Raw genomic sequence first — 24,248 nt, forward strand, 5'->3', positions numbered from 1 at the left:
CGACGCTTGGCGCTTTCACAACTTGCGGTGGCGCTCGAATTCGCGTTTATTTTGCTGACGTCCCGGCGGGCAGATCCCTGTGAACCGCCGAACGGCTTCGGTGATCCGGCGCCAGCGACGGCGCGAGCGGAGCAGCGTCGCCTCGCGAGGCGACCTCGACCGGAGCAGAGCCGGCATCGCGCCGGGCGATGGCCCAGATCAGCAAACCGAGAAGCGCGAGTGCGGCGCCGACGGGACCGGTGGAGGTCCAGCCCAGCCCTTCGCGGATGGCAAGGCCACCCAGGAACGGGCCGAGCGCATTGGCGGTGTTGAAGGCCGAATGGTTCAGCGCGGCCGCGAGCGCCTGCGCGTCGCCGGCGACGTCCATCAGCCGCGTCTGGAGGATGGCGCCGAGCGAGACGCTGGCGCCGATCGCGAAGATGTCTATCGCCAGCAGCCAGGGATTGCCGGCGGCGAGCGGAAACACCAGGAGTGCGACCGCAGCAAACAGCAGGATGATGCCCGCCGTTGGCATCAGCGCGCGGTCGGCAAAGCGCGGCACGAACAGATTGCCGAGCGTGGCGCCGATGCCGAATAATGCCAGGAAGAACGGAATGGTCGCGGGGCTGACCTTGGTGACCTCGATCAGCGTTGTCGCAAGATAGGTGTAGACGGCAAACATGCCGCCAAAGCCGATGGCGCCGATCGCCAGCGTGATCCAGACGCGGCCGCTTCTGAGGGCGCCGAGCTCCCGCAGTGGATCCGACCGGCCCGCCTGGTCGCGCGGCGCGAACAGCGCGCACAGCAGCACCGTGAGCAGCGCCAGCACCGACACGAGACCAAAACTCGCCCGCCAGCCGACCGACTGCCCAATCAGGTTGGCGAGGGGCACGCCGATGATCGTGGCACAGGTCAAGCCGAGCATGACCTGGCCGATCGCCTGCGAGCGGCGCTGTTGCGGAACCAGCGAAGCCGCAACCAGCGCGGCGATACCGAAATAGGCGCCATGTGGCAGCCCCGAGAGGAAGCGTGCCGCGATCATCCAGCCGAAGCCGGGTGCAAGAGCAGTGAGCGCGTTGCCGAGCGCGAACACGGCCATCAGCACGAGCAGTTGCGTGCGCCGGGCGAAGCGCGCACCCAGCACCGCGATCAGCGGTGCGCCCAACACGACGCCGAGTGCGTAGGCGCTGATCGCGTGCCCTGCGGTCGGCTCGTCGATGTGGAGATCGGCGGCGAAGAACGGCAGCAGGCTCATCGAGGCGAATTCGGTGGTCCCGATCGCAAAGCCGCCCATCGCGAGCGAGATCAGGACGATGGCGAGGCGAGGGGGATGAGCGGCCGCGGCCGAATTGGCGCGGGGCGAGGTCGCGAGAGGCGAGATCGTCATGAGTCCTGCATTGCTGGCGTCAACGGGAACCAACCCAGCGAACGTCGCCATCCCTGCAAGATTTGTCCGTCGTACTTAAACCCGGATCTGTCTGCGTCAACACGTAAGGCGCAGCGCAAGGCAGGTCGCATATCAGCGTCCCGATTTGCGTGTGCCGACGATTAGCCGGGGCGCTTCGACCGCGGAGCGGGTCTCTGCTGCGAAAAATACGGATTCGCGACGCAACTCGCCGAGCGCCCGACGGCAAGAAACCTGCATTGCTCGAGCGAGGTGTAGCGGCAGTCGAAATAGCCCACCTGGCCGTAGATCTGCATGCAGACCGGATAGCTGGGATCATAGGTCTGCGCGCGCGCCTGCGCACTCACGAAGAGCGTGCCGGTCGCAATGAGCGCTAGCCAGGCGCTGCGCATCTCAGCGCGAGAGCAAGGTGCCGGGCGCCAGCGCGCGCGGACGATTCTGATACGCGTAGGGATCATCACTCTGTCCCCCGAAATAGGGATTGGCGATGCAGGTCAGCGCGCGGCCCGATGCGCTTGCCTGACACTGCGCGTAAGTATCGAACCTGCAATTGCTCAGCCCCGGCCATTCGTCGCCCGTGAGGCAGAACGCGTGATGCGTACCGAACGCGCGTGCAGGCGTGCTTAGGTTCAGCGCGAGCGTGAATGTGGCGATTGCAAGCGAAAGTGTGGCGACAATGGGGAGGGCAATTCGTGCGCGCATTTCTCGATTCTCCAATCACACGATTGTGCGCGCGACGATGTTACGCGCGCGTGCAGTTTATCTCGTCTCGTCGACATTGGAACTCTCGAAAACACTTGTTTCAAAGGGTTTCCAGCGCGCTCCGATAAATCTTCATTAATGAAGCGCGGGCCTTTGGTGTGAACTGTTGCGTCGAGGTTACAGCAATTCCATCGATCGCTGTTATGACCACGCCACGGCCAGGGGGCCTAACGACGAAACTGGAACGGGATTGAAATGAAGAAGAATTTGTTGCTTGCCGCTGTGAGCCTCGTCGCGCTCAGCGCAGCTGCACCGGCGCTGGCTGCCGACCTCGCCGCGCGTCCTTACACCAAGGCGCCCGCGATGGTCGCCGCGATCTACGACTGGAGCGGCTTCTACATCGGCATCAACGGCGGCGGTGGTTCGTCGCACTCGACCTGGGATCTGGTCGGCGGTGGCCGCGAAGGTTCGCACGACGCGACCGGCGGCACGGTCGGTGGCCAGATCGGCTATCGCTGGCAGTCCGGCCAGTGGGTGTTCGGCGTGGAAGGCCAGGGCAACTGGGCCGACTTCTCGGGCGACAACGACAGCGCGCTGTTCACGACCCGCAACCGCTCGAAGATCGACTCGTTCGGTCTGATCACCGGTCAGGTCGGCTACGCCTGGAACAACGTCCTCGTCTACGTCAAGGGCGGTGCCGCTGTGGCCGGCACCAAGTACGAAGTCTTCGACAGGGCCTCCGGCGCGCGGCTGGCTTCGAACGACCAGACCCGCTGGGGTGGCACGGTCGGTGCCGGCCTCGAGTACGGCTTTGCGCCGAACTGGTCGGTTGGCGTCGAGTACAACCACATCTTCCTGTCCGACAAGGACGTCACCTTCGCCGGCCTGGTGGGCACCGATCGCATCAAGCAGGACGTCGACATGGGCCTCGTCCGCCTGAACTACAAGTTCGGCGGCCCGATGCTCGGCCGTTACTGATACCGATCGCTCTTCGCGAGCGGTTCTCGAAAGCCCCGGCCGTTGGCCGGGGCTTTTTTGTTGTTTGAGTTCAGCAAGTTAACCATCGCATTTCGAGGCCGCCGAGATCGCTTGACTCCTGTGAACAAAATGAGAACAATGTTCTTCATACGTTCTAGCAAGGGAGCGAGACCATGTTCAGGATTTTCGTGGAAGAGGCGGCTGCACTGGCATCCATCACGCTGTTCGTCGGGATGATCGCGATCTGGGCCCAGGTGATTCCGCAGCTCTAGACCTGCGGTTTTTGTAAACCGGTGCTCCTCTTCAGGTGCCCTCTTAACCGGTGCCTTGGGGAAAAGCGGGACGACGCGGCGAAGCGGCCGCTCCGGCGTGGACTCTGGCGGCGCGAGACCCCACCATTGTGATGCGAGTCGGCCGCGCGAGTGCATGATGCCTTGAGGAGCCGGCGACCGCTCCATCTCATCTGCAAGAGGCCGTCACGCGACCATGCCGAGCGCCGGATTTGTCCACCTTCACGTTCACTCGGCCTATTCGCTGCTCAAGGGCTCGATCAAGATCGCCAAGCTCGCCGAGCTTGCGAAGAAAGACCACCAGCCCGCGCTGGCGCTGACCGATACCGACAATCTGTTCGGGGCGCTGGAGTTCTCCGACAAGATGGCGGGCTCCGGGATCCAGCCGATCGTCGGCTGCGAGCTTGCGATCGACTTCGGCGATCAGGATCCCAACGCGCGCAATGCGATGGGACCCTTGCGCGTCGTGCTGCTGGCCGCGCAGGAGCGCGGCTATCGCAGCCTGATGCGGCTCAATTCGCGGGCATTCCTGGAATCACCCGACAGCCATGCCCCGTTCATCAAGTTCGACTGGTTCGATGGCGAGACGGAGGGGTTGATCGCGCTCACGGGCGGTCCGGACGGGCCGATCTCGCTGGCGCTTGCCGGCGGCATGGCCGAGCTCGCGGCGGCGCGCTGCGAGCGTCTGGCCAATCTGTTCGGCGACCGGCTCTACATCGAATTGCAGCGTCACAACATCGACAAGGAGCGGCGCGTCGAAAGCGGCCTGATCGACATCGCCTATGCGAAGGGCCTGCCGCTGGTTGCGACCAACGAGCCGTATTTCGCCGCGACCGACGATTACGAGGCGCATGACGCGCTGCTCTGCATCGCCGGCGGTCGGCTGATCGCCGAGACCGATCGCGTGCAGCTCACACCCGATCACCGCTTCAAGACCCGCGCCGAGATGGCGGTGCTGTTCGCGGACATTCCGGAGGCGCTGGCCTCGACTGTCGAGATCGCCGAGCGCTGCTCGTACCGCCCGATGACGCGCAAGCCGATCCTGCCGTTCTTCACCGTCGGCGCCGCGGCGAGCTCGGATGCCGCCGCGGTCGAGGCGGCCGAGTTGAAGCGGCAGGCGGAGGAGGGGCTCGCCAACCGTCTGCGCGTGCACGGCCTGTCGCAGGGCACGACGGAGGAGGACTACAACAAGCGCCTGGCGTTCGAGCTCGACGTCATCATGCGCATGAAGTACGCGGGCTACTTCCTGATCGTGTCCGACTTCATCAAATGGGCCAAGGCGCACGGCATTCCGGTCGGACCGGGCCGTGGCTCCGGTGCAGGGTCGCTGGTGGCGTGGGCGCTGACGATCACCGACCTCGACCCGATCAAGTTCGGCCTGCTGTTCGAGCGCTTCCTGAATCCGGAACGCGTCTCGATGCCGGACTTCGACATCGACTTCTGCCAGGACCGCCGCGGCGAGGTGATCAAGTACGTCCAGGAGCGCTACGGTCGCGACCAGGTCGCGCAGATCATCACCTTCGGTACGCTGCAGGCGCGCGGCGTGCTGCGCGACGTCGGCCGCGTGCTGCAGATGCCCTATGGCCAGGTCGACAAGCTCACGAAGCTGGTGCCGCAGAATCCGGCGGCGCCGGTGACGCTCGCGGCTGCGATCGAGAGCGAGCCGAAGCTGCAGGCGTTCCGCGATGAAGATCCGGTGGTGGCGCGTGCCTTCGACATCGCGCAGCGCCTCGAAGGCCTGACCCGCCACGCCTCGACCCACGCGGCCGGCATCGTGATCGGCGATCGCCCCTTGAGCGAACTCGTGCCGATGTACCGCGATCCGAAATCGGACATGCCGGTGACCCAGTTCAACATGAAGTGGGTCGAGCCGGCGGGCCTCGTCAAATTCGACTTCCTCGGCCTGAAGACGCTGACCGTGCTCGACGTCGCCTGCAAGCTGCTCAAGCCGCGCGATATCCATGTCGATCTCGCCACACTGCCGATCGACGATGCCGAGAGCTACCAGATGCTGGCGCGCGGCGAGGTGGTCGGCGTGTTCCAGGTTGAAAGCCAGGGCATGCGGCGCGCGCTGGTCGACATGCGCCCCGACCGCTTCGAGGACATCATCGCGCTGGTCGCGCTCTATCGCCCGGGCCCGATGGCGAACATCCCGACCTATTGCGCGCGCAAGCATGGCGACGAGGAGCCGGAATATCTGCATCCGGTGCTCGAGCCGATCCTGAAGGAGACCTTCGGCGTCATCATCTACCAGGAACAGGTGATGCAGATCGCGCAGGTGATGTCGGGCTATTCGCTTGGCGACGCCGACCTCTTGCGCCGCGCCATGGGCAAGAAGATCCGCGCCGAGATGGACAAGCAGCGCGATATCTTCGTCGCGGGCGCGGTCAAGAACGGCGTGCCGAAGGCGCAGGCCGAGACCATCTTCGAATTGCTCGCCAAGTTCGCCGACTACGGCTTCAACAAGAGCCACGCGGCGGCTTATGCGCTGGTGTCCTACCACACCGCCTATATGAAGGCGCATTATCCGGTGGAGTTCATCGCGGCGTCGATGACGCTCGATCTCAACAACACGGACAAGCTCTCCGAATTCCGCTCCGAGGCGCAGCGCCTCGGCATCAAGGTCGAGCCGCCCAACATCAACCGCTCGGGGGCGACCTTCGAGGTCGGTGACAAGGTCATCTACTACGCGCTTGCCGCGCTCAAGGGCGTCGGCATCCAGGCGATTGAGCAGATCATCGAGGAGCGCACGAAGCGGGGGGTGTTCACCTCGCTCGCTGACTTCGCCGCGCGCGTCAATCCGCGTGCGATCAACAAGCGCATCATCGAAAGCCTGGCTGCCGCCGGCGCCTTCGACACGCTGGAGCCGAATAGGGCGCGGGTCTTCGCCGGGGCGGACTCGATCATGGCCGCCTGCCAGCGCGCGCATCAGGCCGAGACGATCGGCCAGAACGACATGTTCGGCATGTCGGCGGACGCGCCGACCATCATGCTGCCCCAGATCGAGCCGTGGCTGCCTGCCGAGCGGCTGCGCCGCGAATACGACGCGATCGGCTTCTTCCTGTCGGGACATCCGCTCGACGATTACGCCACCGTCCTCAAGCGGCTGCGCGTGCAGAGCTGGGCCGAGTTCTCACGCGCGGTGAAGACCGGCGCCACCGCCGGCAAGGTCGCGGCGACCGTTGTCTCGCGCATGGAGCGGCGTACCAAGACCGGCAACAAGATGGGCATCATGGGCCTGTCGGACCCGACCGGGCATTTCGAGGCGGTGCTGTTCTCCGAAGGCCTCGCGCAATATCGCGACGTGCTTGAGCCGGGCGCCGCCGTGCTGCTCCAGCTCGGCGCCGAGCTCCAGGGCGAGGACGTGCGCGCGCGCGTGCTGCATGCCGAGCCGCTCGATGATGCCGCGGCCAAGACGCAGAAGGGCCTGCGCATCTTCCTGCGCGACACCAAGCCGCTGGACTCGATCGCCAAGCGTCTCGCCGGTCCCGATGCAGCCGCGTCGAACGGTGCCGCGCCGAAGATCGGCAGTCCCGGGATTGCGCCGCGCTCAAATGGCGACGGCGAGGTCTCGCTGGTATTGATGCTCGACCTCGAGACCGAGGTGGAGATGAAGCTGCCCGGCCGCTTCAAGGTCTCGCCGCAGATCGCTGGCGCGATCAAGGCGGTTGCGGGCGTGGTGGACGTGCAGCAACTGTAGAGCGCGATGAGATTTCGAAGAATCGTCATCGCGCTTTGGATCGTTGTTGGAGCATGATCTCCGTACAAACGCGTGCCGCGTTTGTCGCGAGGGAAGATTGCTGCGCTTTTTTTGGATCATGCCCTAGCAGCCGGTCGCGAATATATGCGGGCGCGCGCAGGCCCGTGCAGTCGCTGCGCGTGAGGCGAGCGATCGCTTCGGCTTAGCAGCATGGTTCGCGGTGCAGCAATCATAAGTTGCGTCAATTATAATTGGTGATTTCTTCATATCGGCGCACCTATCATCGCAACGCTTCCATTCGTCCACTGGTACCTGGGGAAACATCACATGTGCGACAAGTGCTCTGAATCTCTGCATCATCAATCTCTGCATCAAGACATCGCGCCGTCACGTCGGTCCGCGATGCTGTTTGGCGCCGCCGCGTTTGGCATGGCTTTCGCCGGCGGAGCTTTCGCCAACCGCGCCTTGGCAAAGGAAGCCAAGCAGCCACCCAAGCCGCAGAACGTGCTGGTGCCCGATGCGGCGCTGAAGCGGCTGATGGCGGGCAATGCGCGCTATGTCGAAGGCGTATCGCGGCGCCACGATTTCAAGCACGAGCGCGAGGCGCTGGCCGGTGGCCAGAACCCGTTCGCGGCCGTTCTGAGCTGCGCCGACTCGCGCATCGCGCCGGAATATGCCTTCGACAGCGGCCGCGGCGATCTCTTCGTCTGTCGCGTCGCCGGAAATTTTGCCGGCACCGAGACCATCGCCAGCATGGAATATGCAGTCGCGGTGCTCAACGCGCCCCTGATCCTCGTGCTCGGCCATGACAGTTGCGGCGCGGTCGATGCGACGCTGAAGGCGATCAAGGACAATACCTCGCCGCCGGGACACATTCCCTCGCTGGTCGATGCGATCGCGCCCGCCGCAAAGGCTGCCATGCAGCAGGGCGGCGGGGATGTCCTCGACAAGGCGATCCGGCAGAACGTGATCGACAACGTCGCAAAGCTGAAGTCGGCCGCGCCGATCCTCAACGCGGCCGTGGAGCAGGGCAAGATCAAGGTCGTCGGCGGCATCTACCGTCTCACGACGGGAACGGTCGACCTGATCCAGGGCTGAACGGGCCGACGCGGCTCGCGCCGCAGTGCGGTCACAAGGCTTGCGCGAGCCTGACGCAGGGTTTGATTTGATATGAGGCGGGGGCGCCATGCCGCCGCCTCAATCCGCGCTTTTCGTTCAAGAGCCATTCAGCCAGCCGGGCGTTTCATGCACGCTGGCACCTCAAAGACAAAAGCGGGCAAGCAAGCCATGCGTGGGACGCTCAAAGTCTTCATCTGCCTTCTCCTGCCGATCATGGTCCTTGCCGCTGGCAGTCCGGGGCCAGTGCGCGCGCAGCAGCAGGAAAAGCGCATCGCGCTGGTTGTCGGCAACGGCGCCTATGCCAAGTCGCCGCTGGCGACGACCGCGAACGATGCCGGCCTGATCGCGCAGACGCTGCAAGCAGCGGGCTTCGACGTCGTCGGCGCCCGCGATCTCGACGGCGACACGCTGCGCAAGAGCTTTCGCGACTTCGTCCAGAAGGCGCAGGCGTCGGGACCCGGCACCGTCGCGATGGTCTATCTGGCCGGCTACGGCGTGCAGCTCGCCGGCGAGAACTATTTCATCCCGGTCGATTCCAACATCACGCGCGACACCGACATTCCGACCGAAGCCTTGCGCATCAGCGACTATGCGCGCCAGCTTGCGGCCATTCCGCTCAAGGCCAACATCGTCGTGCTCGATGCAGCCCGCGCGCAGCCCTTCATCGAGGGCGGGCAGCCGATCGCGAGCGGACTGGCGCTGGTCGAGCCCGATCCGAACATGCTGATCGCCTTCAACGCCGCCCCCGGCACGGTCGCGCCGGAGGAGCCGGGACCCTATGGCATCTACGCGCAGTCGCTGGCGGAAATGATCCGGACCGGCGGGTTGTCGTTGGCAGACGTGTTCGACCGCGTCCGCCTGCGCGTCAACGAGGCCAGCAAGGGCGCGCAGGTGCCCTGGAACGAGCAGAAGATATCGGCGCCATTCTCCTTCTTCGAGCGCGGGCCCGACGCGCCGCCGCCGGAGACGGCACCGGACCAGGTTGCTGCGATCCGCAGCAAGCCGATCCGCGATCTCGGCGCGCAGGATGCCTATGCCGCCGCGCTCTCGCGCGACACGCTGCCGTCCTATGAGGAATTTCTTGCGGCCTATCCGAACGATCCGATGTCCAAGCGCGTGATGGTGATCGTCGCGGCGCGCCGCGAGGCGATCACCTGGCGACGCACGTACCGGACCGACACGCCGGAGGCCTATTGGTCGTATCTGCGCCGCTATCCGCGCGGCCCGCACGCGGGCGATGCGCATCGCCGCCTTGCGATCCTCACCGCGCCGGTCGAGCCGCCGCCGAGCTTTGCGATGATCGACTACGACGTGCCGCCGCCGCCGCCGGAGGAGGTGGTCTATGTCGATCGCCCGGTGCTGTATTTCAGCGACCCCGATTTCGGCTTCGCGCCGCCACCGCCGCCGCCGGTCTACTACCTGCCGCCGCCGCCGCCGGATTTCGTCGTGCTGCCGCCGCCGCTGCCCGTGGTCGGCCTGTTCGTGCTGCCGCAGCCGGTGTTCGTGCCGATCCCGGTGTTCGTGAGGCCGCCGGTCTATGTCGCGCCGCCGCCGAACAACATCATCTTCAACAACATCCATAACACCACGGTCATCAACACCGTGATCAACCAGGCGCCGGCACCGGCGCCTGCTGCGGGCGCCGGGCCGGCCAATCTGGCGCCGGCGGTTGCCGGCCGCGCCAATCCGGTGGCGCCGGCCGTGCCGCAGGCGGTGATGCAGCGCGCCGCCCTGATCCAGCAGGGCAAGGCGCCGTTGCCGCCGAGCGCAACGGTCCAGCCAACGGCGAGGCCCGGGGCGCCGCCGGCGGCGCCGGCGAACGTCGCGCCAAACGCCCTGCCGGGCGCCGCCGCACCAGGTGCGGCCCCGAACGCTGCACCACAGACCAGGCTGCCCGCGGCCAACACGTTGCCGGTGCCAGGAGCCCATGGCGGTCCGCCTGCGGCGCCGGCGGGGGCTGGCCCGCTGCCGAACGGCAGGCCAGCACCGACGGCGACTGCACCCGGTGCGCCGCCGCCGACTCATCCGGGGGCGCCGACGGCTGCGGCTCCCGGCACGACCACGCTGCCTGCCCATCCCGGTGCGCCAAATGCTGCCGGCTCTGCGACGGCTGCGCCCACCACGACAAGCCCGCCTGCCGCGCCCGGCCTGCCGCCGAAGCCGCCGGTGGCACAGACCCCGCCGGGGGCCGGGCCTGCGGATCGCGCCAAGTCCGCAACCCGCGAGTCGCCCGGCACGCCTCCGGCCGCGGCCGGAAGGCCGGTTGCGCCGCCGCCCTCGGCTGCGCATGAGCCGATCAGGCCGCAGAATCGGCCATCAGCCGCTCCGCCGCAGGCGGCGAGACCCGTTGCACCGCCGCCGCGGCCCCAGGCCGTGGCGCGGCCTACGCCGCCGCCACCGCCGCCGCGCGTATCCGCGCCGCCGCCACGGGTGGCTGCGCCTCCGCCGCCGCGGATGGCTGCACCCCCGCCGCCGCGACCCGCTCCGCCGCCGGTCGCTGCGGCCCGTCCCGCGCCGCCACCGCCTGTTGCCCGGCCGGCTCCACCACCGCCGCCACCACGGGTGGCCGTGGCCCCGCCGCGTCCGGCGGCACCTCCGCCACGCCCGGCGGCCCCGCCGCCCGCAAAGAAGTGCCCGCCCAACCAGCCGAAGTGCTAGATGGCAGGGCCGGTATTGATGGAACAGGGGCCTCTGGCGGGCGAAAATCGCCCCCGAAAGGCCCTTATTTCCTTGCTTCTGGCCGAAATTGCGCTATAGAGCGCGCCATCTCACACGGAAACATGGCTCACAAGGCCGTCCGGTGGCAACCGGGGCGAGAACGCTCCGTTTTGCTCACACGTTTCCGGAGGAACCAACCGGAGAATTAGAACGATGGCACTGCCCGATTTCACTATGCGTCAGCTGCTCGAAGCTGGCGTGCACTTTGGTCACCAGTCTCACCGCTGGAATCCGAAAATGGCTCCGTTCATTTTCGGTGCTCGCAACAACATCCACATCGTCGACCTCGCGCAGACCGTGCCGATGCTGCACACGGCCCTTCAGGCCGTCAGCGACACGGTGGCCAAGGGCGGCCGCATCCTGTTCGTCGGCACCAAGCGCCAGGCGCAGGACGGCGTTGCCGATGCTGCCAAGCGCTGCGCGCAGTACTTCGTCAATTCGCGCTGGCTCGGCGGTACGCTGACCAACTGGAAGACGATCTCGGCCTCGATCAAGCGCCTGCGTCACCTCGACGACGTGCTCTCGGGCGGCGAAGCCAATTCCTACACGAAGAAGGAGCGCCTGACGCTTCAGCGCGAGCGCGACAAGCTCGACCGTTCGCTCGGCGGCATCAAGGACATGGGCGGTCTGCCCGACCTGATCTTCGTGATCGACACCAACAAGGAAGACATCGCGATCCAGGAGGCCCAGCGCCTCAACATTCCGGTCGCCGCGATCGTCGACACCAATTCGGACCCGAAGGGCATCACCTATGTGGTCCCCGGCAATGACGACGCCGGCCGCGCCATCGCGCTGTATTGCGACCTGATCGCCCGTGCGGCGATCGACGGCATCTCGCGTGCCCAGGGCGATTCGGGCATCGACATCGGCGCCTCGGTTCGTCCGGTTGCCGAAGAGCTGCCGGCGGCGTCCTCGAGCGGCTTCCAGGGCCTCGCAGGTCCGCGCGGCACCGCCGACGACCTCAAGAAGCTCCCGGGCGTGTCGGGCGCGATCGAGAAGAAGTTCAACGACCTCGGCATCTTCCACTACTGGCAGCTCGCCGAGCTCGACCACGACACCGCGCACACGATCGGCGAAGAAGTCGGTCTGCCGAGCCGCGCGGACGCCTGGGTGGCCAAGGCCAAGGCGCTGACCGCGGAAGCGGAATAGTCAAAAAGAGCGATGGGTTGGCCGGATAGGATCCGGCCACCATTTCAGTTGACGCGAATCCCTGAGATGGACCGCGGCGGCGCGATCGGATGCCACGCCGCGGCAAACCGGCAGGCACAAAGGATTTTCAACGATGGCAACGATCACAGCTGCGATGGTCAAGGACCTGCGCGAGTCGACCGGCGCGGGCATGATGGACTGCAAGGCCGCGCTCACCGAAAACGACGGCAACATGGAAGCGGCGCAGGACTGGCTGCGCAAGAAGGGCCTGTCGAAGGCCGCCAAGAAGTCGGGCCGCGTCGCGGCCGAGGGTCTGATCGGCGCGCTCACCAAGGGCACCAAGGGCGTCGTGGTCGAGGTCAACTCCGAGACCGACTTCGTCGCGCGCAACGGCCAGTTCCAGGGCCTCGTCAAGATGATCGCCCAGGTCGCGTTCGACGCAGGTGCAGACGTCGAGAAGATCAAGGCCGCCAAGGTCGGCGACGTCACGATCGAGGCCGCCATCAATGACGCGATCGCCACCATCGGCGAGAACATGACGCTGCGCCGCGCTGCCGCCCTCGAGGTGACGCAGGGCGTGGTGTCGCACTACGTCCACGGTGCGGTCATCGACGGCGCCGGCAAGATGGGCGTGATCGTCGCGCTGGAATCGCCGGGCAAGGCCGACGAGCTCGCCGCCCTCGGCCGCCAGATCGCGATGCATGTCGCCGCCGCCAACCCGCTGGCGCTCGATCCGTCCGGCCTCGATCCGGCCGTCGTCAAGCGCGAGAAGGACGTGCTCGCCGACAAGTATCGTCAGCAGGGCAAGCCCGAGAACGTGATCGAGAAGATCGTCGAGTCCGGTCTGAAGACCTACTACAAGGAAGTCTGCCTGCTCGAGCAGGCTTTCATCCACGACACCGGCAAGTCGGTGGCGCAGGCGGTGAAGGAAGCCGAGGGCAAGGTCGGCGGCGCAGTGAAGATCGCCGGTTTTGTGCGCTATGCTCTCGGTGAGGGAATCGAGAAGCAGGAAAGCGACTTCGCAGCCGAGGTCGCGGCGGCCAGCGGCAAGAAGTAAGCGCCGGAACGTTCCTTCCGGCGTGCCGCCGGAAGCGGCGCCCGGACGAGGAAAGTGCTCATGACTGATCCGGTCTATCGTCGCGTCGTGATCAAGCTGTCCGGCGAATATCTCGCGGGACAGCAGGGGTTTGGCATCGATCAGCCGACCGTCGACCGGGTTGCGGACGACCTGATCGCCGCCCGCAAGCTCGGTACCGAGGTTGCGGTCGTGATCGGCGGCGGCAACATGGTCCGCGGCGTCGAGGTCTCCTCCCGGGGGGTCTCGCGCACCACCGGCGACACCATGGGCATGCTCGCCACCATGATGAACTGCCTCGCGCTGGAAGCGGCGATCGAGCGCAAGGGCACGCCGGCGCGCACGCTGTCGGCCTTCGTCATGCCCGAGATTTCCGAGCTGTTCACCCGCACTGCGGCGCACAAATACCTCGCCGAGGGCCGGATCGTGCTGCTCGGCGGCGGAACCGGCAACCCGTTCTTCACCACCGATACGACCGCCGTGCTGCGCGCGGCCGAGATCGGCGCGGAGGCGGTCCTGAAGGCGACCAATGTCGATGGCGTCTACTCGGCCGACCCGAAGAAGGATCCGAGCGCCACGCGGTTCGACCGGCTGACGCATTCGCAGGCGATCGAAGGCGGCTACAAGGTGATGGATGCGACCGCCTTCGCGCTTGCCCGCGAGACGTCGCTGCCTATCATCGTATTCTCGATCGCGGCGCCGGGCTCGATCGGTGCGATTCTGCGTGGCGTCGGCCACGGAACCATCGTCGCCGGCTGACGGCTCATCTGCCGCGCCCTCAAGGGAAGGGCGCGGGTTAGGTCGCCGGGATTTTGAAGGAGAAACGTGATGGCCACGGGTAATTTCGATCTCAACGAAGTGAAGCGCCGCATGCAGGGCGCCGTCGCCTCGCTCAAGCACGAGCTTGGCGGCCTGCGCACGGGCCGCGCCTCGGCCTCGATGCTCGATCCCGTGCAGGTCGACGCTTATGGCAGCCATATGCCGCTCAATCAGCTCGCCACCGTCAGCGTGCCCGAGCCGCGCCTGATCTCGGTGCAGGTCTGGGACAAGTCGATGGTCAAGGCGGTGGAGAAGGCGATCGTCGACTCCAATCTCGGCCTGTCGCCCGCGACCGAAGGCCAGGTGCTGCGCCTGCGCATTCCCGAGCTCAACGAGGAGCGGCGCAAGGAGCTGGTGAAGGTCGCGCACAAATACGCGGAAGCCGCCAAGGTCGCCGCGCGCCACGTCCGCCGCGACGGCCTCGACGTGCTCAAGAAGCTCGAGAAGAATCACGAGATGTCGGAGGACGACCAGAAGCGTCACGCCGACGAGGTGCAGAAGGCGACCGATGGCACCATCGCCGAGATCGACCAGCTGCTGGGCGCCAAGGAAAAAGAAATCCTGACTGTTTAAGGCTGCCTCCATGTCCAACGCCGCCGCGCCCGCTACGGAAGGACCCGACCGGTCCGAGGCGCCCGCGCATGTCGCCATCATCATGGATGGCAACGGGCGTTGGGCGGCCGCGCGCGGCTTGCCGCGTGCGGAGGGGCATCGCCGCGGCGTCGAGGCCCTGCGCCGCGTGGTGCGCGCCTCGCACGAGCTCGGCATCCGCTATCTCACCATCTTCTCCTTCTCTTCGGAGAACTGGTCGCGTCCGGCGAGCGAGATCGGCGATCTCTTCGGTCTGCTCCGCCGCTTCATCCGCAACGATCTGGCGAGCCTGCATCGCGACGGCGTCAAGGTTCGCATCATCGGCGAGCGGGATGGGCTCGAAAGCGACATCTGCGCGCTGCTGAACGAAGCCGAGGAACTGACGCGGGACAACACCCGCCTCACGCTCGTCGTCGCCTTCAACTACGGCTCGCGGCAGGAGATCGCGAAGGCGGCGCAGAAGCTGGCGCGCGAGGTTGCCGACGGCAAGCGCGACCCTGCCACGATCGACGCCGAGACGCTCGGCACGCATCTCGATGCGCCCGACATCCCCGATCCCGATCTCATCATCCGCACCAGCGGCGAGCAGCGCCTCTCGAATTTCCTGATGTGGCAGGCCGCCTATAGCGAGCTCGTCTTCGTGCCGATCCACTGGCCCGATTTCGACAAGGCGGCGCTGGAGGGCGCGATCGCCGAATTTGCCAGGCGCGAGCGCCGTTTCGGCGGCCTGGTCGCGAAAACCGCCTCGTGAGCGAATCCGACACCGCACCGGCGGGCGCCAAGCCTGCCCCGAGCAATCTGGTGATGCGGGTCCTCGCAGCCTTGGTGCTGGCGCCGCTGACCATTGCCATCGCCTATGCCGGCGGCTGGCTGTGGGCGCTTCTCGTCACCCTGGTCTCGATCGGGCTGTTCGCGGAATGGCTGATGGTGGTGGGGGCGGGATCGGCTTCGCTGACCGGGGCAGGGACGGTCGTGATCGCCATGATGGGAGCCGCCGTCGCTTTTGGCGGGCTCAAGACCTCCGTCGTCACCGGCCTCATCGGCGGTGCGATCGTGACCCTGATCGCGCGGGGCAAGTTCTTATGGGCAGCCACCGGGTTTGCCTATGCGTCGGCGGCGCTGCTGGCCTCGATCCTGGTGCGGAAGGATCTCGTCAACGGTTTCTCCGCGCTGATGTTCGTGCTGCTGGTGGTGTGGGCGACCGATATCGGCGGCTATTTCGCCGGCCGCGGCATTGGCGGACCGAAGCTGTGGCCGCGGGTGAGCCCGAAGAAGACCTGGGCCGGAGCCCTCGGCGGCTTTGCCGCGAGCCTTGCGGTCGCTGCCGGCTTTGCGGCTTGCGGGGTCGGCAAGGCTGTCCCGCTGCTGCTGATCAGCGCCGTGCTCTCGGTGGTGTCGCAGCTGGGCGATCTGTTCGAATCCGCGGTGAAGCGGCGGTTCGGAGTCAAGGATTCCAGTCACTTAATTCCCGGTCATGGCGGGCTTTTGGACCGCCTGGACGGCTTTGTTGCCGCCATCCTGGCGGCCTGGTTTATCGGCTTTCTCCGTCACGGTGTGCATAGCGCCGGAAGCGGTCTTATGGTTTGGTGAGGATATGAGCGCCGTTCCCTTGCGTAATAACAGGCTTGCTGCGTCCGACATTCGCAGCGTCACAGTCCTCGGTGCCACCGGCTCGATCGGCGACAGCACGATGGATCTGCTGCGCGCCTCGCCCGAGCGCTACCGCGTCGAGGCCTTGACGGCGAACGGCAATGTCGAGGCGCTGGCCAAGCTCGCGAAGGAATTCAACGCGCGCTTCGTGGCGATCGCGGACAGCTCGAAGCTCGGCGAGCTCAAGGCTCTGCTGGCGGGAACGAGCACCGAATGCGGCGCCGGTGAAAGCGCCGTGATCGAGGCCGGCGCGCGTCCAGCGGATTGGGTGATGGCGGCCGTCAGCGGCGCCGCCGGGCTGAAGCCGGCTCTCGCCGCGGTCGATCGCGGCGCGCATGTCGCGCTCGCCAACAAGGAATGCCTCGTCTGCGCCGGCGATTTCTTCATGCAACGCGCGGCGAAGGCGGGCGCCTGCATCCTGCCGGCCGATTCCGAGCATAACGCGCTGTTTCAGGCACTGGCATCGGGCAATCGCGACGAGCTGGTGCGCGTCATCATCACCGCATCGGGCGGCCCGTTCCGGACCTGGAAGCCCGCCGACATCGAGCAGGCGACGCTCGAGCAGGCGCTCAAGCATCCGAACTGGAGCATGGGCCAGAAGATCACGATCGATTCCGCCTCGATGATGAACAAGGGGCTCGAGGTGATCGAGGCCTCCTATCTGTTCGCGCTCTCGCCGGACGAGATCGACGTGCTGGTGCACCCGCAGTCGATCATCCACGGCATGGTCGAGTTCTCCGACCGTTCGGTCATGGCGCAGCTCGGCTCGCCCGACATGCGCACGCCGATCGCGCATTGCCTCGGCTGGCCCGACCGCATCAAGGGGCCGGCGGCCAAGCTCGACCTCGCCAAGATCGGCCAGCTCACCTTCGAGGCGCCGGACTTCGAGCGGTTCCCGGGACTACGGCTGGCCTACGATTCGCTCCGGACCGGGAAGGGGGCCACCACGGTCTACAACGCCGCCAACGAGGTCGCCGTCGCCGCCTTCATCGCCGGCAAGATCCGCTTCGGCGCGATTGCCCGGCTGGTCGAGGCGACCCTTGATGACTGGATCCGCGGCGGGAACCAGGCGCCCCTGACGTCCGCCGACGATGCAATCTCTGTTGACCATGTTGCTCGAAATAGAGCTGCCGCCCTATTGCCTCAAATTGCCTTAAAGGCATCCTAGTTGGTTCGGGGCCAGGGCCTTGCGGCGCTGGATGAGGGAAATCGATGATCGACTTTTTTGTCCATAGTTTCAATGCGTTGAGCCATGGGCTCCTCGGCTACGCAGTTCCCTTCCTGTTCGTCCTGACCATCGTCGTGTTCTTCCACGAGCTCGGCCATTTCCTGGTCGCGCGTTGGGCCGGCGTTCGGGTGTTGACCTTTTCGCTCGGTTTCGGACCGGAGCTAATCGGTTTCAACGACCGCCACGGCACCCGCTGGAAGATCTCGGCGATCCCGCTTGGCGGCTACGTCAAGTTCTTCGGCGACGAGAGCGAGGCCTCGACCCCGTCGGCCGATACACTTGCGGCGATGACGCCCGAGGAGCGCGCCGGCAGCTTCCACCATAAGAAGGTCGGCCCGCGCGCGGCCATCGTCGCGGCCGGTCCGATCGCCAATTTCATTCTGGGCGCGCTGATCTTCGCCGGCATGGCGCTGTACTACGGCAAGCCGAGCACGATCGCGCGCGTCGACGGCGTCGTCGCCGATGGCGCGGCGGCTGTGGCCGGTTTCAAGATCGGTGACGTCGTCGTTCAGATCGACGGCAAGCCGATCGAGAGCTTTGCCGACATGCAGCGAATCGTGGCGATGAACGCTGGTTCGACGCTTGCGTTCCAGGTGAAGCGTGACGGGGCCATCGTGGCGCTGTCTGCGACCCCGGCGCTGCTCGAGCGCAAGGACCCGTTCGGCAACAGCCACCGCGTCGGTGTGCTCGGTGTCGAGCACAAGACTCAGGCCGGCGAGGCCTCGACCGCGCCCGTCGGTGTCGGTGAGGCGTTCAAGATCGGCGTGGAACAGGTCTGGTTCATCATCACCAGCACCTTCAAGTTCCTGGGCTCGCTGTTTGTGGGACACGGTAACCCGAACGAGGTCAGTGGCGTCCTTGGCATCGCGAAGATGTCGGGGCAGGCGGCCAGTGCCGGGTTCCAGTTCGTGATCAATCTCTGCGCCGTGCTGTCAGTGTCGATCGGTCTGTTGAACCTGTTCCCGATCCCGCTGCTCGATGGTGGTCACCTTATGTTCTATGCGGCCGAAGTGGTTCGCGGTCGGCCCTTGTCCGAGCGGACTCAGGAGATGGGGTTCCGAATCGGGCTGGGCTTGGTGCTGATGTTGATGGTGTTTGCGACCTACAACGACATCCTGCGGATGGCAGCTTCCTGATAGGGGCTTTTTTGTGGCGTTGCTGTTGAGCAACGTCCTGGAATGAAATTGAAATCACGGCGCTTTCGGCCGTTTGCGGCGTCGGCGAAATTGGCTACAAGCGGCCTGAACTTGGGGAATCTCCAGACCGGCGTTGGGGTGGGTCTGGCACGGAATGATAAGGGCGCGTTGCGCATGAAGTTTGGACTGCGACTCCGGGGGGGCTTGCTCGCAACCCTGATCATGTTCGGCGCGCCGGTGGTTGCCCCGGTCGGGGCTGCTTTTGTGTCTTCGTCTGCGCTTGCTCAGACCGTCCAGTCGATTTCCGTCGAAGGAAATCGCCGCGTCGAGGTGGAGACGATCCGCTCCTATTTCAAGCCGGGTCCGGGCGGCCGCCTGGATCAAGGCGCCATCGATGACGGCCTCAAGGCGCTGATCGAGACCGGCCTGTTCCAGGACGTCAGGATCAACCGCGGCCCCGGCGGCCAGATCGTCGTCTCCGTGGTGGAAAACCCGGTGATCGGGCGCATCGCCTTCGAGGGCAACAAGAAGATCAAGGACGAGCAGCTCACTGCCGAGGTCCAGTCCAAGGCGCGCGGAACCTTCTCCCGCGCCATGGTGCAGTCCGACACGCTGCGAATCGCTGAAATCTACCGCCGTTCCGGCCGCTACGACGTGCGCGTCACGCCCGAAGTGATCGAGCAGCCGAACAATCGCGTCGATCTCATCTTCACGATCGTGGAAGGCTCCAAGACCGGCGTGAAGTCGATCGAGTTCGTCGGCAACGTCGCGTTCTCGTCGTACCGCCTGCGGGACGTCATCAAGACGCGCGAATCGAACCTCCTCAGCTTCCTCGCCAGCGGCGACATCTACGATCCGGATCGTGTCGAGGCTGACCGCGACCTGATTCGCCGCTTCTATCTCAAGAACGGTTTCGCCGACGTCCAGGTCGTGGCCGCGCTCACCGAATACGATCCGGAGAAGAAGGGCTTCAACGTCACCTTCAAGATCGAGGAAGGCGCGCAGTATCGCGTCGGCGCGGTCGATTTCCGCTCCAGCATTCCGAACTTCGATCCGTCTTCGATGCGGGGCTATTCGCGCGTCGGGGTCGGCTCGCTCTACAACGTCGAATCGGTCGAGAAGTCGGTCGAGGAGATGCAGATTGAAGCCTCGCGCCGCGGCTATGCCTTTGCCGTGGTCCGTCCCGGCGGCGACCGCAATTTCGAGGCGCACACGGTGTCCGTCGTGTTCAACATCGACGAGGGTCCGCGTACCTATATCGAGCGCATCAATTTGCGCGGCAACACCCGTACACGCGACTACGTCATCCGCCGCGAGTTCGACATCTCGGAAGGCGATGCCTACAACCGCGCGCTGGTCGATCGCGCCGAGCGGCGCCTGAAGAACCTCGACTACTTCAAGAGCGTCAAGATCACGACCGAGCCCGGCTCGTCGAGCGACCGCGTCATCCTGATCGTCGATATGGAAGAGAAATCGACCGGCGACTTCTCGATCTCGGGCGGCTACTCCACGACCGACGGTGCGCTGGCCGAAGTTTCGGTCTCCGAGCGCAACCTGCTCGGCCGCGGCCTGTTCGCCAAGGCGTCGGTGACCTACGGCCAGTACGCGCGCGGCTATTCGCTCTCGTTCGTCGAGCCGTATCTGCTCGACTATCGCGTCGCGCTCGGCCTCGACCTCTATCAGCGTGAGCAGAAGTCCAACAGCTACATCTCCTACGGCACCAAGACGCTCGGCTTCTCGCCCCGTCTCGGCTTCTCCTTGCGTGAAGATCTGGCGCTCCAGCTGCGCTACTCGATCTACCGGCAGGAAATCACGCTGCCGAGCTACCTGGCGAACTGTAACAACGTGCAGTTTCTGCCCGATGGCAGCGTGAATCCATTGTTCAATCCGAGCCCAGCCTTTGCCAATGCTAACGGTATCAGCCTGGCCTCGACCAATGGCCTCGGCTGCTACAGCGACGGCGAAGCCTCGCTGCCAGTGCGCAAGGAGCTTGCCAATGGCAAGACCCTGACCTCGGCGCTCGGCTACACGCTGACCTACAACACGCTGGACAACAACAAGAACCCCACCGACGGTCTGCTCATCGACTTCCGCCAGGACTTCGCCGGCGTCGGTGGCGACGTCTCCTACCTCAAGTCCGCGGCGGACGGTAAGTATTACACCCCGTTGGTCTCGGACATTGTGGGCCTTGTCCACCTCCAGGGCGGTATCCTGACCAAGATGGGCAGCGATCTGCGTATGCTCGATCATTTCCAGATGGGCCCGAACCTCGTCCGCGGCTTTGCTCCGAACGGCATCGGTCCTCGCGATTTGAATCCCTTTGGCACGCAGGACGCACTCGGCGGCACCAAGTACTGGGGCGCTTCGTTCGAATTGCAGATGCCGTTCTGGTTCCTGCCGAAGGAAGTGGGTCTGAAGGGTGCAGTCTATGCCGACGCTGGCGGTCTCTATGATTATAAGGGACCGACGAGCTGGACCGCGACCAACGAGGTCAATGTGGCGGGCTGCATCCCCTCGACCACCAATCCGGTGTCCGCGGGAACCTGTACCGGCCTGATCTACGACGACAGCAAGGTGATCCGCTCGTCGGTCGGTGTCGGCCTGATCTGGCAGTCGCCGTTCGGTCCGCTGCGCTTCGACTACGCCGTGCCGCTCAGCAAGGGCAAGTACGACCGTACCCAGGAGTTCCGGTTCGGCGGCGGCACCACCTTCTAATTCGAACAGCACGGCATGATCCGGCCCCTCAGTTTTCCTGGGGGGCCGATCTCCAAAAAGATCGTGCTCAATCCATGAGATAAGGCATGATGCGGCCTGACCGCTTCATGCCGAAGCCGGACCGCGACGGGGTGGAATGGCGCAGCCGACCTTCTTTACAAAGCCGCCTGCCACAGCGCTGGCCGACATTGCCACGCTGACCAAGGCGCAATTGGTTGACCCCACGAGGGGCGGCCTCGTCATCACCGGCCTGGCTTCGCTGGACGAAGCCGGGCCGATGCATCTGGCATTCTTTGACAACCTCAAATATGTCGATCAGCTCAAGGCAACCAAGGCAGGTGCATGCCTGGTCAGTCCGCGCTTCGAGGCCGAGGTGCCCGCGCATGTGGCCGTGCTGCGGGCGAAGCAGCCGTTCCGCGCCTTCGTCGGCATTGCCCGGGAATGGCACGGCGACGCGCTGAGGCCGCAATCCTGGACCGGCAATGACGGCATCGCCCCGTCGGCCATCATCGATCCCACCGCCCGGCTCGAGGACGGCGTGATCGTCGAGCCGCTGGCGGTGATCGGTGCGGATGTCGAGATCGGCAGCGGCACGGTGGTCGGTGTTGGTGCCGTGATCGGCCCTGGCGTCAAGATCGGCCGGGACTGCAATGTCGGCGCCCGCACCGCGATCCAGTGCGCCCTGATCGGCAACAACGTCTTGATCCATCCGGGCTGCTCGATCGGCCAGGACGGCTACGGCTTCATCTTCTTCGGCCCCGAGGGCCATCTGAAGGTGCCCCAGACCGGGCGCGTGCTGATCCAGAACGACGTCGAGGTCGGCGCCAACACCACGATCGACCGCGGCTCGTTGCGGGATACGGTCATCGGCGAAGGGACCAAAATCGACAATCAGGTCCAGATCGGCCACAATGTCACGATCGGCCGGCACTGCCTGCTGGCGGCCCAGATCGGCCTCGCCGGCAGCCTGACCATCGGCGACAACGTGGCGCTCGGAGCGAAGGTGGGCATCAACAATCACCTCAAGATCGGCGATGGAGCCCAGGTGACAGCGATGAGCGCGGTCAAGGACGACATCCCGCCGGGCGGCCGCTGGGGCGGGCATTTCGCCAAGCCGACCAAACAATGGTTCAAGGAGATCATCGCGGTGGAGCGCCTGGTACGCGACAGCAAGGCCGATCCGAAGGACGAGGGACGGGAATGACGGAGGAATCGCCTATCAAGTTCGAGCTGGTGGATATCAACGCGATCCTCCAGACGCTGCCGCACCGCTTTCCGATGCTGCTGATCGATCGCGTGATCAACATCCGCGCCGATTACAGCGGCATCGGCATCAAGAACGTCACCTTCAACGAGCCGGCCTTCCAGGGGCATTTCCCCGAGCGTCCGGTCTATCCCGGCGTCATGATGATCGAGGCGATGGCGCAGACGGCGGGCGTGATCGGCATCAAATCGGTCGAGGGCACCGAGAAGCCGCGCGCGGTGTATTTCCTCACCATCGACAAGTGCAAGTTCCGCAAGCCCGTGCTGCCCGGCGATACCATCGAGTATCACATGCGCTCTCTCGGCCGCCGCAAGGCCATGTGGTGGTTTCACGGCGACGCCAAGGTCAACGGCCAGGTGGTTGCGGAGGCCGACGTCGGCGCCATGCTGACGGATTGAGGGAGCAGCTAGCGCGAATGGATTCACGCGTGGCAGTCGTAGCGGCTGCCCGCAGTCTCGCGCCTGATATTTTGGTTGAAGAACTGGCCCATCGAGGGTGCGCCCAGGAGGCGGTCGACCGTCTCGGCCGTGACCCCGCAATAGCGGTCGTAGGCACCGTTCGCTGCGACGACGAGGTCCCGACGCGTGCGATCGTAGCAGACCCGCTGGAGCACCGTGCTCCGGGTGATGTCGCGGCACTCGAATGCCCCGAGATCGACGCGGTCGCGCTCGCCGATCTCGACCGTTTCGGAGACGATCGGCGCAGCCGCGAGCTGCGCGAGCAGAAGTGCCAGGGCCCTGACCATGATAAGTTCAAGCTCCACATGAGCACGTTGAAAGGCGGGAAGGGCCGCTTCATCCGGCACTTGAAACACGCCGAGATGATACGTCACTGGACAGATCGGGCATAGTCGCGCTAACCACCGGAAAACCAAGCGACTTCAACACATAACCAGACCTTCTTGACGAGTTAGATTGCTTGATGAGCAAGATTGATCCCACCGCACGGATCGCGGACGGCGCCGTGATCGGCGAGGGCACCGAGATCGGCCCCTATTGCATCATCGGTCCGAACGTCGTGATCGGCAAAAACTGCAAGCTGATCGGGCATGTGCACATCACGGCGCAGACCACCATCGGCGATGATTGCACCATCTATCCCTTTGCCTCGCTGGGCACGCCGCCGCAGTCGCTCAGCTATCGGGGTGAGCTGACCAAGCTCAAGATCGGCTCAGGCTGCACCATCCGCGAATCCGTGACCATGAACGCCGGCACGGTCGCCGGCGGCGGCGTCACCACGGTCGGTGACCGCGGCTACTTCATGAACTGCAGCCACGTCGGCCATGATTGCCATGTCGGCAACGACGCGATCTTCGCGACGTCGGCAACGCTCGGCGGTCACTGCGAGATCGGCGACTTCGTCTTCATCGGCGGCTTGTCCGCAGTGCACCAGTTTACCCGCATCGGGCCGCAGGTCATGGTGGGCGGCGTCTGCGGCGTGCGCGACGACATCATTCCGTTCGGGCTGGTCAACGGCCAGTATGCGGCACTCGAGGGCCTCAACATCATCGGCATGAAGCGCCGCAAGTTCACCAAGCAGCGGCTTGCGACGGTGCGCGGCTTCTACCAGAAGCTCTTCCACGGCCCGGGCACGTTCGCCGAGCGGCTCGAGGCGGTGCGGCCGCTCGCGGGAGAAGATCCGGCCATCGCCGAAATTCTCGACTTCATCGGCAAGGGCAAGCGCCCGCTCTGTCTTCCCGCCATCGCGAAGTGAAACCGGGATGGCCGCGG

The 24,248-nt window shown here is 65.4% G+C and carries 20 protein-coding genes; 16 read left to right on the forward strand and 4 right to left on the reverse strand.

Annotated features, from left to right (window positions below; translation table 11 throughout):
* Positions 1 to 46 precede the first annotated feature (46 nt).
* The 3 genes from IQ16_RS17005 to IQ16_RS17015 form a co-directional block, all read right to left on the reverse strand.
* Positions 47 to 1,366, reverse strand: coding sequence for an MFS transporter (locus IQ16_RS17005; protein WP_018642323.1), 1,320 nt, complete (start codon positions 1,364 to 1,366; stop codon positions 47 to 49).
* A 161-nt stretch (positions 1,367 to 1,527) separates the two neighbouring features.
* Positions 1,528 to 1,776 carry a DUF3551 domain-containing protein gene (locus IQ16_RS17010; RefSeq protein ID WP_018642322.1) on the reverse strand — a complete coding sequence of 83 codons (249 nt, stop codon included), beginning with the start codon at positions 1,774 to 1,776 and terminating at the stop codon, positions 1,528 to 1,530.
* A gap of 1 nt (position 1,777) precedes the next feature.
* Entirely contained in the window at positions 1,778 to 2,086 is a 309-nt protein-coding gene (locus IQ16_RS17015; RefSeq protein WP_018642321.1) for a DUF3551 domain-containing protein, read from the reverse strand.
* A 255-nt stretch (positions 2,087 to 2,341) separates the two neighbouring features.
* Between IQ16_RS17015 and IQ16_RS17020 the strand changes: the two genes are divergently transcribed.
* From IQ16_RS17020 to fabZ, 15 genes are all read left to right on the forward strand, one after another.
* Positions 2,342 to 3,064 (forward strand): outer membrane protein, encoded by a 723-nt coding sequence (locus tag IQ16_RS17020; protein WP_018642320.1) that lies wholly within the window; start codon positions 2,342 to 2,344, stop codon positions 3,062 to 3,064.
* A gap of 486 nt (positions 3,065 to 3,550) precedes the next feature.
* The gene (gene dnaE, locus IQ16_RS17025) at positions 3,551 to 7,054 is read left to right on the forward strand and encodes a DNA polymerase III subunit alpha (RefSeq protein WP_018642319.1); all 3,504 of its coding nucleotides are present in this window, start codon (positions 3,551 to 3,553) and stop codon (positions 7,052 to 7,054) included.
* A gap of 327 nt (positions 7,055 to 7,381) precedes the next feature.
* Positions 7,382 to 8,152: a carbonic anhydrase gene (locus IQ16_RS17030; RefSeq protein WP_026311886.1), complete on the forward strand. Its 771-nt coding sequence runs from the start codon at positions 7,382 to 7,384 to the stop codon at positions 8,150 to 8,152.
* 189 nt (positions 8,153 to 8,341) lie between these two features.
* Positions 8,342 to 10,831 carry a caspase family protein gene (locus IQ16_RS17035; RefSeq protein WP_026311885.1) on the forward strand — a complete coding sequence of 830 codons (2,490 nt, stop codon included), beginning with the start codon at positions 8,342 to 8,344 and terminating at the stop codon, positions 10,829 to 10,831.
* A gap of 213 nt (positions 10,832 to 11,044) precedes the next feature.
* The gene (locus IQ16_RS17040; protein ID WP_018642316.1) at positions 11,045 to 12,040 is read left to right on the forward strand and encodes a 30S ribosomal protein S2; all 996 of its coding nucleotides are present in this window, start codon (positions 11,045 to 11,047) and stop codon (positions 12,038 to 12,040) included.
* Positions 12,041 to 12,173: 133 nt separating this feature from the next.
* A complete protein-coding gene (gene tsf, locus IQ16_RS17045) occupies positions 12,174 to 13,097 on the forward strand; it encodes a translation elongation factor Ts (protein ID WP_018642315.1) in 924 nt (307 codons plus the stop codon).
* Positions 13,098 to 13,157: 60 nt separating this feature from the next.
* Positions 13,158 to 13,874 (forward strand): UMP kinase, encoded by a 717-nt coding sequence (gene pyrH / locus IQ16_RS17050; RefSeq protein ID WP_145831628.1) that lies wholly within the window; start codon positions 13,158 to 13,160, stop codon positions 13,872 to 13,874.
* A gap of 69 nt (positions 13,875 to 13,943) precedes the next feature.
* Positions 13,944 to 14,507 carry a ribosome recycling factor gene (gene frr / locus IQ16_RS17055; RefSeq protein ID WP_026311883.1) on the forward strand — a complete coding sequence of 188 codons (564 nt, stop codon included), beginning with the start codon at positions 13,944 to 13,946 and terminating at the stop codon, positions 14,505 to 14,507.
* Positions 14,508 to 14,517: 10 nt separating this feature from the next.
* Positions 14,518 to 15,276: an isoprenyl transferase gene (locus IQ16_RS17060; protein ID WP_018642312.1), complete on the forward strand. Its 759-nt coding sequence runs from the start codon at positions 14,518 to 14,520 to the stop codon at positions 15,274 to 15,276.
* Positions 15,273 to 16,115: a phosphatidate cytidylyltransferase gene (locus IQ16_RS17065; RefSeq protein ID WP_018642311.1), complete on the forward strand. Its 843-nt coding sequence runs from the start codon at positions 15,273 to 15,275 to the stop codon at positions 16,113 to 16,115. The genes IQ16_RS17060 and IQ16_RS17065 overlap by 4 nt, the downstream gene beginning before the upstream one ends.
* A 4-nt stretch (positions 16,116 to 16,119) precedes the next feature.
* Complete coding sequence (gene dxr / locus IQ16_RS17070; protein WP_018642310.1) at positions 16,120 to 17,343, forward strand: 1-deoxy-D-xylulose-5-phosphate reductoisomerase; 1,224 nt, start codon at positions 16,120 to 16,122, stop codon at positions 17,341 to 17,343.
* A 44-nt stretch (positions 17,344 to 17,387) separates the two neighbouring features.
* A complete protein-coding gene (rseP, locus tag IQ16_RS17075; RefSeq protein WP_018642309.1) occupies positions 17,388 to 18,539 on the forward strand; it encodes an RIP metalloprotease RseP in 1,152 nt (383 codons plus the stop codon).
* Positions 18,540 to 18,713: 174 nt separating this feature from the next.
* Entirely contained in the window at positions 18,714 to 21,254 is a 2,541-nt protein-coding gene (gene bamA, locus IQ16_RS17080; protein WP_018642308.1) for an outer membrane protein assembly factor BamA, read from the forward strand.
* A 136-nt stretch (positions 21,255 to 21,390) separates the two neighbouring features.
* Positions 21,391 to 22,458: a UDP-3-O-(3-hydroxymyristoyl)glucosamine N-acyltransferase gene (gene lpxD / locus IQ16_RS17085; RefSeq protein WP_018642307.1), complete on the forward strand. Its 1,068-nt coding sequence runs from the start codon at positions 21,391 to 21,393 to the stop codon at positions 22,456 to 22,458.
* Positions 22,455 to 22,916: a 3-hydroxyacyl-ACP dehydratase FabZ gene (gene fabZ, locus IQ16_RS17090; RefSeq protein ID WP_018642306.1), complete on the forward strand. Its 462-nt coding sequence runs from the start codon at positions 22,455 to 22,457 to the stop codon at positions 22,914 to 22,916. The genes lpxD and fabZ overlap by 4 nt, the downstream gene beginning before the upstream one ends.
* A 23-nt stretch (positions 22,917 to 22,939) precedes the next feature.
* Here the strand turns inward: fabZ and IQ16_RS17095 are convergent, their stop codons facing one another.
* The gene (locus IQ16_RS17095) at positions 22,940 to 23,263 is read right to left on the reverse strand and encodes a KTSC domain-containing protein (protein ID WP_018642305.1); all 324 of its coding nucleotides are present in this window, start codon (positions 23,261 to 23,263) and stop codon (positions 22,940 to 22,942) included.
* A 176-nt stretch (positions 23,264 to 23,439) separates the two neighbouring features.
* On the opposite strand from IQ16_RS17095, the gene lpxA reads away from it, so the two are divergent.
* Positions 23,440 to 24,231 carry an acyl-ACP--UDP-N-acetylglucosamine O-acyltransferase gene (gene lpxA, locus IQ16_RS17100; protein ID WP_018642304.1) on the forward strand — a complete coding sequence of 264 codons (792 nt, stop codon included), beginning with the start codon at positions 23,440 to 23,442 and terminating at the stop codon, positions 24,229 to 24,231.
* Positions 24,232 to 24,248: the final 17 nt, after the last annotated feature.

Origin of the sequence: Bradyrhizobium huanghuaihaiense (assembly GCF_007830635.1) — a bacterium.
Classification (GTDB): Bacteria; Pseudomonadota; Alphaproteobacteria; order Rhizobiales; family Xanthobacteraceae; genus Bradyrhizobium; species Bradyrhizobium huanghuaihaiense.